At 66.8% G+C, this 14354-nt stretch carries 15 protein-coding genes; 8 read left to right on the top strand and 7 right to left on the bottom strand.

The window, feature by feature from the left end; translation table 11 throughout:
- Window positions 1-35: 35 nt before the first annotated feature.
- Window positions 36-1343 (top strand): SGNH/GDSL hydrolase family protein, encoded by a 1308-nt coding sequence (locus FB464_RS08560; RefSeq protein ID WP_116414237.1) that lies wholly within the window; start codon window positions 36-38, stop codon window positions 1341-1343.
- Window positions 1344-1398: 55 nt separating this feature from the next.
- Here the strand turns inward: FB464_RS08560 and FB464_RS08555 are convergent, their stop codons facing one another.
- The 4 genes from FB464_RS08555 to FB464_RS08540 form a co-directional block, all read right to left on the bottom strand.
- Complete coding sequence (locus tag FB464_RS08555) at window positions 1399-1866, bottom strand: VanZ family protein (protein WP_116414238.1); 468 nt, start codon at window positions 1864-1866, stop codon at window positions 1399-1401.
- Between the two features lie 124 nt (window positions 1867-1990).
- Entirely contained in the window at window positions 1991-2404 is a 414-nt protein-coding gene (locus tag FB464_RS08550; RefSeq protein WP_211327334.1) for a DoxX family protein, read from the bottom strand.
- A 2-nt stretch (window positions 2405-2406) separates the two neighbouring features.
- Window positions 2407-3018 (bottom strand): VOC family protein, encoded by a 612-nt coding sequence (locus FB464_RS08545; RefSeq protein WP_116416506.1) that lies wholly within the window; start codon window positions 3016-3018, stop codon window positions 2407-2409.
- A 72-nt stretch (window positions 3019-3090) separates the two neighbouring features.
- Window positions 3091-3600, bottom strand: coding sequence for a flavin reductase family protein (locus FB464_RS08540; protein ID WP_116414239.1), 510 nt, complete (start codon window positions 3598-3600; stop codon window positions 3091-3093).
- A gap of 211 nt (window positions 3601-3811) precedes the next feature.
- Here FB464_RS08540 and FB464_RS08535 point away from each other — a divergent pair, with 211 nt between their 5' ends.
- On the top strand, window positions 3812-5032 hold the full coding sequence (locus FB464_RS08535; protein WP_116414240.1) for an acyl-CoA dehydrogenase family protein: 1221 nt from the start codon (window positions 3812-3814) through the stop codon (window positions 5030-5032).
- A gap of 49 nt (window positions 5033-5081) precedes the next feature.
- Here FB464_RS08535 and FB464_RS08530 read toward each other — a convergent pair whose 3' ends face one another.
- The gene (locus tag FB464_RS08530) at window positions 5082-6398 is read right to left on the bottom strand and encodes a PucR family transcriptional regulator (RefSeq protein WP_116414241.1); all 1317 of its coding nucleotides are present in this window, start codon (window positions 6396-6398) and stop codon (window positions 5082-5084) included.
- Between the two features lie 88 nt (window positions 6399-6486).
- Here FB464_RS08530 and FB464_RS08525 point away from each other — a divergent pair, with 88 nt between their 5' ends.
- The 3 genes from FB464_RS08525 to FB464_RS08515 all read left to right on the top strand — a co-directional run bounded on the left by FB464_RS08525 (window position 6487) and on the right by FB464_RS08515 (window position 8614).
- Entirely contained in the window at window positions 6487-7194 is a 708-nt protein-coding gene (locus FB464_RS08525; protein WP_116414242.1) for a GntR family transcriptional regulator, read from the top strand.
- 92 nt (window positions 7195-7286) lie between these two features.
- Window positions 7287-8135, top strand: a complete 849-nt coding sequence (locus tag FB464_RS08520; protein ID WP_116414243.1) for a fumarylacetoacetate hydrolase family protein — start codon at window positions 7287-7289, stop codon at window positions 8133-8135.
- Complete coding sequence (locus FB464_RS08515; RefSeq protein ID WP_211327336.1) at window positions 8132-8614, top strand: HIT family protein; 483 nt, start codon at window positions 8132-8134, stop codon at window positions 8612-8614. Before FB464_RS08520 ends, FB464_RS08515 begins: the two co-directional genes overlap by 4 nt.
- Before the next feature lie 39 nt (window positions 8615-8653).
- Here FB464_RS08515 and FB464_RS08510 read toward each other — a convergent pair whose 3' ends face one another.
- Window positions 8654-9142: an Lrp/AsnC family transcriptional regulator gene (locus FB464_RS08510; protein WP_116414244.1), complete on the bottom strand. Its 489-nt coding sequence runs from the start codon at window positions 9140-9142 to the stop codon at window positions 8654-8656.
- 140 nt (window positions 9143-9282) lie between these two features.
- Here FB464_RS08510 and FB464_RS08505 point away from each other — a divergent pair, with 140 nt between their 5' ends.
- A complete protein-coding gene (locus FB464_RS08505; RefSeq protein WP_116414245.1) occupies window positions 9283-11718 on the top strand; it encodes a transketolase-like TK C-terminal-containing protein in 2436 nt (811 codons plus the stop codon).
- 20 nt (window positions 11719-11738) lie between these two features.
- On the opposite strand, the gene FB464_RS08500 is transcribed toward FB464_RS08505, so the two are convergent.
- Window positions 11739-12605, bottom strand: coding sequence for a LysR substrate-binding domain-containing protein (locus tag FB464_RS08500; RefSeq protein ID WP_170151883.1), 867 nt, complete (start codon window positions 12603-12605; stop codon window positions 11739-11741).
- On the opposite strand from FB464_RS08500, the gene FB464_RS08495 reads away from it, so the two are divergent.
- On the top strand, window positions 12591-13280 hold the full coding sequence (locus FB464_RS08495) for a nuclear transport factor 2 family protein (protein ID WP_211327338.1): 690 nt from the start codon (window positions 12591-12593) through the stop codon (window positions 13278-13280). The genes FB464_RS08500 and FB464_RS08495 overlap by 15 nt on opposite strands.
- Entirely contained in the window at window positions 13277-14353 is a 1077-nt protein-coding gene (locus FB464_RS08490) for an amidohydrolase family protein (protein ID WP_116414248.1), read from the top strand. Before FB464_RS08495 ends, FB464_RS08490 begins: the two co-directional genes overlap by 4 nt.
- Window position 14354 lies beyond the last annotated feature (1 nt).

The raw sequence follows: 14354 nt of genomic DNA, 5'->3' as shown, positions 1-14354 counted from the left end.
TGCCGTCAACACAGACGCGCCGGGAAAGCCGGCCCGTGAGGCGTGGGCGCCTGGCCCGATGGGTCGGGCTCGCGGCCGTTGTCGCCCTGGCCGGAGTCGCTCCCGTCGCGCTGGCGAGCAGTGCCAGTGCCAGCAGCGCCAGTGCCAGCAGTGCCAGTGCCAGCAGCGCCAGTGCCAGCAGTGCCAGTGCCAGCACCGAGGCCGCTCTCCCGACCGACGGCCTGAAGTACGTCGCCATCGGCGACTCCTACTCTTCGGGCCTCGGCGTGGGGGAGATCAACCCCGACGTGCCGTCCGACTGCGGCCAGTCGCTCCAGAACTTCCCCCACCAGCTCGCCGCCACCCTCGGTCTCGACCTGACCGATGTCACCTGCAGCGGGGCCCAGGCCGAGAACCTGACCACCGTGCCGCAACCCGTGAACGGCACCACCGTTCCGGTGCAGACAGCGGCTCTGGATGCATCGACCGACGTCGTGACGATCAGCGTGGGCGGCAACGGACTGAAGTTCACCACGGTCGCCGCGGCCTGTGCCGCCGCGACTCCGAACGGCCCCCTGGTCGGGCCGGGCCTCAGCGCGCTGACCAGCTGCCAGCAGATCCCCGCCATCGCAGCCCTCCCGGCGCGCATCCCGCTGCTCGGGCAGGTCATCGGAGCCACCTACGCGGCGGTGCGCGCCGCGGCCCCCAATGCGAAGGTCTTCGTGCTGGGCTACCCGAGCATCGCCCCTGACGCGGCGAACCTGCCCGCGAGCGGCAGCTGCTTCTCGCCGGTCACCCTGCCCGGCGGGTTCCCCTTCACCGACGCGGACACCCCGTTCCTCCACACGATCGAGGAGGCGCTCGACGACACGGTGCAGGATCAGGCTGTGGCGGCTGGCTTCACCTATGTTCCGACGTTCGGGGAGTCGCTTGCCCACAGCGCCTGCGCCCCCGCCGCCACCTCGTACGTCAACGGCGTCTTCGTGGACTTCACTGTGCCCACAGCCCCGGTCGTCGAGGAGAAGTCGCTGCATCCGAATGCCAACGGGGTCGACTTCATGGCCCGGCTGGCCGAGACGGCCGTCGCGGACGCCTTCCCCGTGACCTCGACACCCCCGCCGACGCCGACACCCACGCCGACCGCCGCACCCACGGCAGCGCCGACGGTCTCGCCCGTGACACCCGATCCGACCGCCACCGTCGCCGCTCACGATGCCGCACCCAAGCCCGGAGCGGGATCGGGAGCACTCGCAGCGACCGGTGTCTTCGCGCCGATGCTGATCGCGGTCGGTGTGTTCGCCCTGCTGGCCGTGCTCGCGGGTGTCGGCATGGTGTTCGCCCGCCGCAGGATCCTGCGCGGCTGAGGATCCTGCGCGGCTGAGGATCCTGCTCGGCTGAGGATCCTGCGCGGCTGACCGCTCAGCCCGTGATCGTCTGGGCCCGCGCGCTGCTCCGTGCCCTCGCCCGGCGGATCCGCCGCGCAGCGCCGGCCGTGAGTACGAGCCCCACCAGCACCCCGAGGGTGGCACCCGACGTGTTCGACACCACGTCGCGGATGTCGCTCACCCGACCCGGGATCCCCGTCTGCGCCAGCTCGATCGCGACTGTCATCAGGAACCCGAGAACGATGGCGAGCCACCACTGTCGGCGCCCGAAAAGAAGCAGCAGGAACAGCCCGACGGGCACGAACATCGCGATGTTCGCAGCGAACTCGACCCGGTCGTAGGTGATCCAGTCGGTCGAGGCGTGACGGCCGAACACGCGGAGCACCCGATAGAGCAGACCCTCCGCCCGATCATCCAGAGGCTGCGGCCCGAGCGTGATCCACGCGACCAGCCCGAGGTACGCCAGAGTGAAGGCGGTGAGTACGGGGTGGCGTCGGAACATCCCCTCACTCTGCCCGACATTCCCGGGTGAACGGTGGATGCCCGCTGTGAACCGCCGTCGCTCTGGTGGGGGATCACGCGAACGCATTTCGGCCCTCCCGCGGACGAGTCCCACGTTGACGCCTCTAGCGTCGGCCTCCGTCGAGCACGGCGAAAAGGAGCCCGCCGATCATCGCGAGGTTCTTGTGGAACTGCACGCGCTGCAGCTTGCGCGCCGCAGGATCTTCGATCGCCCAGAAGCCGTGCCCGGCAATCGTCGTGGGCACGAGCGACGCCACCAGTGCGATGGCCGCGACGCGCGGCACGACGCCGAAGGCGAGGGCCGCTCCCGCGAGGGTCTGCACGGCCGCGTTCGCCTTGACGACAACTTCGTCGTCGGCCGGCATCGGCACCACCCGGCGCAGGGCGGCAATGGTCGAGCCGGCCTGCGCCACCCGGCCACCCGGCGTGCGGAAGGCGTCAGCCCCGAGAATCGCGTACGTCGAACCGGTGAGGATCCTAGCGCCGATGCGCAGCCCTGTTGCGGTGGCCGGATGCACGGTCAGTACAGTTCCGGCAGGAAGATGTCGGCCGGAATCGTGTCGGGCACGTATTCGCCCGCCCGGGCGTTGGCGTGGATCTGTTCGAAAGTGAGTCCGGCCTCCCGTGCGGCGACCAGCTTCTCCGGATCGAAGTACGTGCCGATCGGGTTCGCGGCGAACTCCAGCGCCGAGGAGATCCACTGCTTCGATGCGGCCCAGTCACCGAACGCATCGACCTGGATCTCGACGCCGTTGCCGTCGGGGTCCTGGTAGTAGATCGACATGGTGATGCCGTGGTCGAGCGTCAGGAACGGCAGGATGCCGTGGTTGCGGAGCCGGATGTAGTTGTCGAGCCACTCGTCGAAGGTCGCGTACTCGAATGCGGTGTGGTGGATGCCCGTCTCGTGGCTTTTGTCGACGGGCTTCTTCAGCCCGGGAGGCGACAGGAACGCGATGCGGTGGTTGGCCTCGTCGTTGGTGAGCCACGCGGCTTCATCGTTGTGGAAGGCGGGGATGAGGCCGACGGCGAGCTCGTACCATGCCACCATGTTGTCGAGTTGCATCGTGGTGAACGTGGTGTGGTGCAGTTTCGGCGGGTTGATGGGTCGCCCGGTGGCCTTGTTGCCTGACATCATTGTCTCCTTCTGTGGTTGAGCTATTCGCTATGCTATATCGTTGCGCGCCCGATTGTACAAGCGCGCCGTTTAACCGATGTGATCGTTCAGGCGCCGATAGGTTCCCCTGAAGAAGAGCAATGGCTCGCCCAGGTGCCAGTCCGCTGGGCTGAGGGCGACAACCTCGCCCACCACGATGACGTGGTCGCCAGCGACATACTCTTCGCGGAGTTCGCAGTCGACCCACATCTGTGTGCCTTCGATGAGAGGGTTGCCTGAGGGGCTCGGCGAATACTGCACTCCACTCCACTTGTCCGTGCCCTTGCGCGCGAACTGATTGGAGAGCTCGTGCTGGGAGTGGGCGAGCACGTTGACCCCGAACGTGCCCGTCCGCCGTATGCGCGGGTATGTCGTCGAGGTCGTCATCACACTGAACGAGACCAGCGGGGGCTCCATCGAAACACTGTAGAACGACTGGCAGGTGAATCCAATGGGCCCGTCGGAGTCGTGCCCGGTGATGATCGTCACGCCCGAGGCGTAGTGTCCGAGCGTGTCACGCAGCTCGCGCGGCGTGATGTCTGTGCGATTCGCAATCGTCATGGAATGTCCTTTCGTGCGTCGTTGCAAGGGGCGTCACCGACTCTGCGCCTTAGGGCATGGTGTGCGCTAGGGCGCCGGGACCAAGTCGCACCCCGAAGATTGGCGAGCTGGCACAAGACCTCGGCTGGGAGCGCGGCGAGACTGAGTCACACGCCCGACAACTGGCGCGAAGAACCCGATCCACTCAATGAAGAGATGAAGGAGTACGTCAATGACGATTCTCGATGCGAATCCGGAAACCGGTCTTGCTGAGACGGCGGCTGATGCCAGAACGCTCAAGGAACGCGCTGTCGGCCTTGCCGACCTGATCACGGCTCATGCGAACGAGACAGAGCAGAACCGCCGCGTTGCGGAACCGGTGATCGAGGCGCTGACCGAGGCCGGGCTGTTCAGGCTCGCGCAACCGAAACGGCTCGGCGGCAACGAGGTGTCGGTGCGCGACTTCGTCGAGATCAACTCCTTGATCGCCCGGGCTGACGGCGCCACTGGCTGGGTCACGACGCTGATCAATGTGTGCGCCTGGATGACCGGTACCTTTCCCGAGCGTGCCCAGAACGACGTCTGGGGAGACAATCCCGACGCTCGGGTCTGCGGCGTTCTGACGCCCACGGCGACCGCCTCCTTCGAGGACGGCGGCCTGCGGATCACGGGATCGTGGGGGTTCGCCTCCGGTAGCCTCCACTCGCAGTGGGCGCTGGTCGGACTGCCGATCGTCGACGACCAGGGTGCACAGATCGATCAGGGCCTCGCCCTGGTGCCCATGACCGACCTGACCATCGATGACACCTGGTATGTCGCAGGAATGCGCGGCACCGGGAGCAATACTCTCGTGGCCACGGATGTCTTCGTTCCCGATCACCGCATCATCTCGATCAGCAAGGCGATCGAAGGGGACTACGGAACGGAGCACACCGAGGAGGTGCTGTATCGCTCGGCGTTCGTGTCGACGCTGTCGATCGTGCTGGCCGGCGCCATGACGGGAATGGCACGTGGAGCGCTCGACTACGTGCTCGGCTCGCTGGCGAAGGGCAAGGGCATCGCCTACACGTTCTACGACAACTCGATCAATGCCGGTTCGACGCAGATCTCCATGGCCGAGGCCGCCGAGCTGGTCGACACGGCGATGTTGCACATGGCACGGTGCGCCGACAACATCGACCAGGCCGCCCGCGACGGCGTCTACCTGACGTTGCTCGAGCGCGGTCGGGCCCGGATGGACACGGGATACATCGCCCGCAGGACTCGTGAAGCCGTCGACCTGTTGATGTCGGTGCAGGGTGCGGGGGGATTCGCCGAGGTGAGCCCGCTTCAGCGCTATTGGCGTGATCTGAACACGGCGTCGCGTCATGCCGTCGTCAGTCCCGGCATCTCCAGCGAGACCTACGGCCGCGTGCTGCTGGGCGTGAAGGAGCAGATCACTCCTCTCATCTAGGGAGTCGCCAGCCTCGGCCGGCGATCGACAGTCAGCCGGCGATCGACAGTCAGTCGGTCAGTACCGACATCACCATGAGCGCCGCGTGCAGTTGCGCGCGGCGCTCGGCGATGTCTCGACCCAGGAGCTCCTCGGCCCGCCGGATACGGTACGAGACGGTGTTGCGCGACACATTCAGTTGCACCGCGGCAGCATGCGGGCTGCCCTGTGTCTCGATGAACGCCGCCACGGTTGCGCGTAGTTCGCTCGCGTACTGATTCCGAGCGCCGAGCTCACCGAGCTCCCGCCGGGAGAATTCGAGTGCTCGTTCGCGGTCGGCCATGATCAGCGAGAGCAGATCGACGTCTGAATACCGCACCAGGTGGGAGGGGGCTTCCATCGTCTGAAGCAGGGAGAAGGCCGCTTCGGCTTCGCGGTGCGAGCGTCTGAAGCCGTCGATTCCGGATGCAGCGTGACCGACGACCGCGCGGACGCCGTCGGGGAGCCGCACGCCCATCATCTCCGCAATCCGTTCATCGGCGCTTCCTGAGGGACTCGCCCAGCCCCAGACCCGGCCGACGCCCACCGGCAGCACCAGCTTCTGCGTCGGGTGGAGTGTTCGAAGCAGCTGGGTGGCGGTGTGCCCCAACTCGAGCTGGTCGGCATCCCGTGCGAGCGATGACGACCAGACGATCAGCGCGACGTGTTGAGTGCCCAGCTTGTATCCGAGGCGTTTCGCGATGTGTCCATCGTCCGGGCCGTCACTGCGGAGGAGTTCACTGACGAGCTGGATGGTCGCTGCGACGTCGCTCGTCGAGTGCCGCGCCGTCTCGCTGAGGTAGACCTCGGCCATCTGCGCCGCGAAGACGTCGAAGAAGGAGAACATGCGCTCGGAGACCACTTGGATCTGCGCGAGGCGATCCGCGGGGTCGCCGAGTTTCTCGCAGGCGGCCAGGAAGGCGCCCGCCATCACTGAATGGTCGACATGGATGCCACGCAGGGTCTCGTCGAGGCTGATGCCGCGTCGGACGAAGTCGGTCACGCAGTCGACCGCTTCGGTGGTGCTCGCCTCGCCGACATCGGCCCCGCTCAGTGCGAGCAGCAGCTGGATGGTCGTGGATTCGGTCGCCATGCGCAGGACTTCGAACGAATCGTCGCCCTCGTCGAACGCGGGAATGTCCCTGCTGATGCGCTGGGTCACGTGATAGCCGACCTCGACCGCCCAGTCGACCGGACCACGGCCGACGAGGCGCACCGCCCTGGTGAAGTGTGCGCGACTGCTCGCCGAGACCACCGCAGAGCTGGGGTGTTCGGGCGCGAGCCTGGCCAACCAGGGCAGATCGGCGCCGAGCGAGTGAAGCGGATGAAATTCGTTCGTGCTTGTCATCGTTGACTTCCGTACACCGCAAGTTATGCTTTCGGCACCGACTCTATACGCTATATCTAACGATCACGAATGGTAGGAGCGTTTCGTCATGACCTTTGAGCCGGCAGTCAGATCGGTGGCTCCCCAGAACAGCTCCGCCGTCGATCTTGTGACGGCGGAGATCCGGCGTTCCATCCTCACGGGAGCGCTGCCTGCGGGGGAGCAGTTCTCGATCCGTGATCTGGCACGCCAGCTGGGCGTGAGTCACATCCCGATCCGGGAGGCCCTGCGACGGCTCGAGAACCAGGGGCTGGTCGTCCTGAAGCAGGCGAGGAGCGCGGCCGTGGCGTCACTCTCGACGCACGACATGGAGTCGATCTACGCTCTGCGGCTGAGGATCGAGCCCCAGATCGCCGCGGAATCCGTACCGCACCACACCCCCGAGCAGCTGGCCCGACTGCGGGAGCTGCTGGAACTCAGTCGGGCCGAAGACCCCGAGACCGCCTGGGAGGCCCACCACGGCTTTCATGCGGCACTGGTCGCGCCGACGGCAACGGAGTGGGATCTGCGGATGCTCGGCACACTGTGGGTGGCGACCGACCGGTATTCGCACCTCGTCTTCGACCCGACTCGTATCAGTTCCGAGGAGCGGCAGCGTCGGTACCATCGGCACGATGTGCTGCTCCAGCGGGTGCTCGAAGGCGACGGCCCCGGCCTGCACCGCGAGCTGCACGACCACCTCACGACGAACCGGGCCAAGATCAGCGAACGCATCGAGTACCTCGAACGGATGAAGGACCAGCGCTCGACGAGTTAGATCCCCAGATCGTGGCGACGGCGGTTGTCGGCCCTCCCGAACTGTGCGAGCATGGCGCTATAGCATAGCGAATAGCGAGACATTGGAGCATCATGAAGGTTGCCGTCGTCAACTCCCGCACGAGCCTGATCATCGACGGTCACGTCGTCGATGTTGCAGAGGCCAGCGGTGGCTCGCTCTCGGAAGCCCCGTCGGAGATCTTCTCCCAGTGGAGTGGGCTGACAGAACTCGCCGCCCGCGGCATCGATCCGGCCGGGCATCCTGAGGTTGATCCGTCGTTGTTCGAGCTGCCTCAGCCCGCTCCCGGACAGGCCTTCGGCATCGGGCTGAACTACGCCGATCACTCTGCGGAGTCGGGGATGGAACTGCCGGCCACTCCGCTGGTGTTCCCGAAGTTCGGAAGCTCGATCGTCGGTGCTGGGGCGGTTCTCGGGATCGCGTCTGAGACGGTCGACTGGGAGGCGGAGCTCGTCGTCGTCATCGGCGTCGACTGCTTCGATGTGGCGAGAGAAGACGCATGGTCGGTGGTGGCAGGGCTCACCGTGGGGCAGGACATCAGCGACCGCGTCGTGCAGTTCGAGGGCGGCGCGAATCCGCAGTTCGGGCTCGGCAAATCGGCACCGGGGTTCGGTCCGATCGGGCCGTGGCTGGTGTCCGTCGACGAGTTCGACACCGACGCGCTCGAACTCGACATCTCGTTCACGCTCAACGGCGAGACCAAACAGTCGTCGAACACGAGACACCTCATCTTCGATGTGCCGACGCTGATCTCGTACCTCTCCGCGCGCGTGCTGCTGAAGGCCGGCGACATCATCTTCACCGGCACTCCGTCAGGGGTCGGCTGGGGCCGTACTCCCAAGGAGTATCTCGCGCCGGGCGATCTGCTCGAGACGACCATCCAGGGAATCGGCACGCTGCGTACGGTCGTGGCAGCGCGATGAGCGACACCACGTCGGTTCACCGCTTTCCCGATCACACCGTCGTCGACATCGAGCACTGCCTGATCTGCTCGCTCGAGAGGGTCGATGAGAATTCGGTCGTGTTCCGCGACGACCTCTGGTCATGCGAACTGCCCACCGGCTACGAAGTACCCGGCTGGTTCTTTCTGCGTGTTCGCCGGCACGCTCTCGGCTGGCACGAACTCACGCAGGCCGAACTCGACTCGCTCGGCCAGCACCTCAAAGACCTCACCGGCGCCGTGGCGGACGCTACGGGAGCTCGTGCGACCTACGCCATGAACTTCGGTGAGTCGTACGCGCACTTCCACGTGCTCGTCGCTGCCCGGGGCGAGGATGTGCCGCCGGAACGCCGGGGCGGCAACATCGTGAACCTGCGAGGTGAGCGCCTCGACCGCAGTGCCGCGCTGGAGCTCGTTCCGAAGGTGCGGGCCGCCTACGAGGCGGTCGTTTCGACGAGGTAGCGAACCGTTGTCGTGTCGTGTCGTGTCGAGTCCGACCGGCTAGCGCCGGGCGCTCGCCGCGACACGCTCCACGAGGGGTGCGACGCGGTACGGCACCAGATCGCGCATGACCAGCCCGGTCGTGGTGCGCTTGACGCCGTCGATGTTCAGGATGGCGCCGGCAATGCGGTAGAGATCGTCTGCGTCGCGTGCCACCACCTGGATGAGCAGGTCGGCGACGCCCGACAGCCCCTGGACTTCGAGGACTTCGGGAATCGCGCGGAGAGCTTCACCGACTTCGGCGAGCCTGCGCTGTTTCACGGTCGTGACGACGAAGGCGCTGAGCGGGTACCCGAGGAACGCTGGATCGATCCGCCGTTCGAACGATCGCAGCGTCTGGTCTTGTTCGTAACGGGTCTGGCGCGCACGCACGGTGTTCCGCGCGAGGCCGGTCTGCTCGGAGAGGGCGACGGTTGTGGCATCCGGAGCCGTCGTGAGGGCGAGGAGGAGTGCTGCGTCGACCGGGTCGGCGGTGGGGCGCTTGTTCATTGTGCCTCCTGTGCGGCTGTGCAGAGCATTCGATTTGAGCATTATGCGCATCATTGCACACGCCTCTTGCGCAGGCAAAGCTCTGGTGGTCGACTTGGACGACGATTTGCGCACGCGAACCACAACAAGGATGTTCACCGATGAATCAGATCCCCCTCGCCGAGCAGCACGGCATCAGCGATCAGCCGGTCTCGGCCGACGATCAGCCCGGCACTGGGCCGGTGCGCACGGTCGACGCGTTCGGGCAGGACCCGGCGGCGGCCTTCGCCCCGCGGTACTCCGACGAAGGCCTTGCCATCCTGGCCGAGGTGGAGCAGCGGGTGCTGTGGTTGTCGACCGCGATCATCCATCACGCCAACAGGGTGCGCGTGAACGCATCCGGAATCAAGGTCGGCGGGCACCAGGCCTCGAGCGCGTCGATGGCCACCATCATGACCTCACTGTGGTTCGGGCAGCTGCGAGCCGAAGACCGCGTCTCGGTCAAGCCGCATGCGTCTCCGATCCTGCACGGCATCAACTACCTGCTCGGCAGTCTCGACGAGAAGTACCTGACCACGCTCCGCGAGTTCGGCGGCCTGCAGAGCTATCCGAGCCGCGCGAAGGACCCCGACCCCGTCGACTACTCGACGGGCTCTGTCGGCATCGGTGCCACGGCCCCGATCTGGGGTGCGGTGTCGCGGCGCTACGCGGGCAAGGTCAGCGGCACGCCGAGCATGGGCAGGCAGTATTCGCTGGTCGGCGATGCTGAGCTCGACGAAGGCGCCGTGTGGGAGGCGGTACTCGATTCGGGAACCGCCGAACTGGGCGAGATCGTGTGGATCGTCGACCTCAACCGGCAGTCTCTCGACCGGGTGGTGCCGAACATCGCTGCCGGCAAGATCGAGCGGATGTTCGACGCGGCCGGCTGGCAGGTGATCACGGTGCGATTCGGTCACCTGCTCGAGAGCATCATGGCCAGGCCCGGGGGAGACGCGCTGCGCCGCCGCATCGTCGACATGTCGAACCCTGAATACCAGCGCTTGCTGCGGTGCACGGCCGAGCAGGTGCGCGACCGACTGCCCGGCGCGGGCGACGACGGGGGCACCATCGCCGCGCTGATCGGCACGCTCGACGACGACACCCTCCTGCGCGCCATCCGCAACCTCGGGGGCCACGACCTCGAGTCGCTGCGCGCGGCCTACGGGCAGATCGACGACACCCGCCCGACCGTGATCATCGCGTACACGATCAAGGGCAACCGTCTGCCCACCGAAGGCCACCCGCAGAACCACTCCTCGCTGCTGACAGTCGACCAGTTCAACACGCTCGGCGCTGAACTCGGCGAGAATCCGGATTCGCCCTTCGCCCGGTTCGATCCGGTCTCTGCCGCGGGTCGCCTCTGCGCGCAGACCGCTGCCCGCCTCGAGCGCGAGCCCTACCCGATCGTGGAGCCGCCGGCCGTGCCGACCGATTTCGGCCGCACCCCGTCGGGCACTGCGACGACGCAGGCCGCCCTCGGGCGCGCGCTGCTCGACCTGACGCGCGCGGCGCCGGCCGCTGCAGCCGCCGTCGTCACCGTCAGCCCCGACGTCTCGTCGAGTACGAACCTCGCGGGCTGGCTGAACAAGGTCGGCGTGTGGAGCGTGAACGAGCGCCAGGACTGGTTCAGCGACGACGATGAGACGATCATGCACTGGCGCGAGAAGCCGACGGGCCAGCACATCGAGCTGGGTATCGCCGAGGTGAACCTGGTGAGCCTGCTCGGCGAGCTGGGCGCCACCTGGAGTCGCTGGAGCCAGCCGCTGTTCCCCATCGGCGTGCTCTACGACCCGTTCGTCGAGCGTGCTCTCGAACCGTGGTCGTACGGTATCTACGCCGGTGGCCAGTCGATTCTGGTCGGCACACCCTCGGGGGTGACCCTCGCCCCGGAGGGCGGGGCACACCAGTCGATCAAGACCCCGTCGATCGGCATCGAGCAGCCGGGCTGCATCAGCTACGAACCTGCTTTCGCCATCGACGCCGAATGGACGTTGCTGGCGAGCCTCGGCCGCCTCGGCCGGCCGGACGGTACCTCCGCCTATCTGAGACTCTCGACCAAGCCGGTCGACCAGCAGCTGGCTGGAGTGCCCGAAGACCCGGCGGCTCGCGAACGTCGGCGTCGGCAGGTCGTGGCCGGCGGGTATGTGCTGCGTTCCGCCGAGCATCCGGATGCCACCATCGTCACGATGGGGGCGATGGTTCCGGATGCCCTGGCCGCCGCTGACCGCCTGCTCGCGCAGGGCATCCGGGCCGAGGTGGTCTGCCTCACCAGCCCCGGCCTGCTCTACGAGGCGCTGCAGGGCAGAAAGGGGCAGGAGCAGCATGCCGAGACATGGATCCTCGACGTGCTGTTCCCTCGCGAGAAGGCCGCCCCGATGGTGACGGTGCTCGACGGGCATCCGCACACCCTCGCTTTTCTCGGCGGCATCAACAGGGTGCCCATGCGCAACCTCGGCGTGAGCCACTTCGGGCAGGCGGGTGACGTGACCGACGTCTACAGGTACCACGGCATCGACGTCGACAGCATCATCCGCGCAACGCTCGATGTGATCGCGTGAACGGCGCCACTCCGGTCGACTCAGCCTGCTGATCGTTCTGCGCTGATTCGCAGCAGTTCACGCACCGTTCCGGCCGTCTCCCCGCTTCGACTCGCAATCACGAGGGCGATCAGGGCCGCACCCGTGAGCGGCGCGTAGGCGACACCCGGCATCGCCACGCACTCGAGCACGCTCGGGACCACCGCTACGCCGGAACCGGCCGAGACGAGCGCGAGCACGCCGAGAGTGCTCGACGCTGAGCGGAGGCGCTCGGGCGACACCTCGGCCAGCAGGTCGACCGCCCACGCGTCATGCTCCGAGGCGAACGCGATCAGGGGTTGGTCGACGAGGTCGGCGAGACTCACCGACTCTGCGCCGGCGAAGGGATGATCGTGGGGCACGGCGACGATCGGGCTGATCCTCGTTGCGCTCCGGGCGACGATACCCTCGACGTCGCCCAGATCCGGGGAATAGGCGACGTCGATCACACCCGCGACGAGGTGGTCGGAGAGAACAGCGGGCGCGGCCTCGAGCAGTGAGATCTCCACCAGCGGGTGTGCCATCCGGAAGGTGCGGAGATCGCCGCCAAGAAGCCCCCCGAGGGCGGCGACGCCCGAGAATCCGACTCTGATCGATCCGAGATCGCCGGCCAGCGATGCGCGCACGGTCTGCAGGGCGTGATCGGTCTGTGCAAGCGCCCGACGGGCCTCCGGCAGCAGCAGATCGCCGACCTCGGTCAACTCCACTCGCCGACTGGTGCGAAGCAGCAGCGGGCCTCCGACCTCGTTCTCGAGCGACCGGATCTGCTCGCTCAGGGTGGACTGGCTGATGAAGAGCCGGGAAGCCGCGCGCCCGAAGTTCTGCTCCTCGGCCACTGCAATGAAGTAGCGCAAGTGTCGCAGCTCCATGTGCTGGTCTCCCATCGTTCTGGCCGATGTATTCATCGTATCAATCGACTGGACCGATATGCGATGGCCGAGCATGCTGGAGTCATGAACGAAAGCACGAATGACAGACAAGCGATCGCTGATCTCATGTCAGGCTGGATCCGCCGTGATCTCGGCGAGTGGAACCAGCTTCGAGACCTCTTCACCCCGGCGGCCCGGATCGAGATCACCTGGTTCCGCGGATCGGCGTCAGACTTCGTCGACGCGTCCGAGCGCATGGGTTCATCCGACATCAGAACCAAACACCTGATCGCTTCGCCGGTCATCCGCTTCTCCGAAGACGGCCGACGGGCGCTCAGCGAGACCAACGCGATCATCGTCGCCGAGAGCGCGTCGCTCACGCTCGGCTCGCAGACCCATTCGCGGTTCGTCGACCGGCTCGAGAAGGAGAACGGCCAGTGGCGCATCGCCGACCGTCGGAGCATCTACGATTTTGCATCGTTCACGTTTCCCGCCGGACCGGTGCGCATCGACGCGGAGCTGGTCGCGGCGCATCCGATCGAATACGCCGCGCTCGCATACATCCTCCACCACGGCGGATTTCCCGTGACAGGTACATTTGCGACACAGGGCAGCGCTGCCGAGCGCGAGATGAAAGTCGCCGCCACCGCGTGGCTGACGGAGGAACACGCATGAGCTTCACGATCACCGACGCCGCTCTGTTCGACGGTCTCGAGCTGTTGCCGGGACGCTACGACGTTCGCATCGAAGACGCTGCCGTCGTTTCTGTGGATGCGGCGGGTTCGGTCGCTCCCCTCGGCGACGTCGTCGAAGCCACGGGCCGAACACTGGCACCCGGACTGATCGACGGTCACGTGCACTTTCTGCAGCCGGCCGACTTTCCCGCGCTGCTCGCTGGGGGAGTCACCAGTGCGGCAGACATGGCCAGCTGGCCGCCCGAGCACGTCGAACAACTCCGTTCCGTGAGCGGTGGCCTGCAGTTCACCACGCCCGGGGCACCCCTGATCGGGCCGGCGGGGCCACACTCGCACATGCCCGGTCTCGGCGAAGCCGTCATCGACTCACCCGAGGCCGCGCGACGAGTGGTTGCGGCTCGTGTCGCACAGGGAGTGGACTACATCAAACTCGTGCTCGAGGCAGAGGGACGCGGAGGCCCGGAGCCCGACGCTGCGCGCGCGGCGGTGGAGGCCGCCCACGCGGCCGGCCTTCGCGCGATCGCCCACGCGAGTTCTGTCGGTGCAATCGACCTGGCGGTCGAGATCGGCGTCGACATTCTCACCCACGCACCGCTCGACGGGGCCGTGGGTGGTGAAACGATTGCGCGGATCGTGCGCGACGGGATCGTTGTGGTGCCGACCCTCATCATGATGCGGACCACCGCAGAGCGACGGGCCGTTCCGCCGGCCTATGGCAACGCGAAGGCCTTCGTCACGGCGATTCACGAAGCAGGCGCGACCATCGTCGTCGGAAGCGACGCGAACAGCGCGCCGGGAGCTCCGGCAGCCGTCGCCCACAGCTCAGGCGCCCGCGACGAACTCGCTCTTCTGGTCAATGCCGGCCTCAGCCCCACCGAAGCTCTGCGCGCAGCCACTTCGCGTAGCGCAGAACTGTTCGGTTTCGAGGGTCGCGGCGTGATTCGCCCGGGCAGCGTCGCTGACCTCCTGCTCGTGCACGGCGACCCCACCACGAACATCGCTGACATCGGAGACATCAGCGGTGTCTGGCTCGCCGGGAAGCGCGTCCCGTGAT

Origin of the sequence: Subtercola boreus (assembly GCF_006716115.1) — a bacterium.
Classification (GTDB): Bacteria; Actinomycetota; Actinomycetes; order Actinomycetales; family Microbacteriaceae; genus Subtercola; species Subtercola boreus.
Note: the sequence above shows the minus strand (reverse complement) of the source record. Positions and strands in the feature narration are given on the sequence as shown.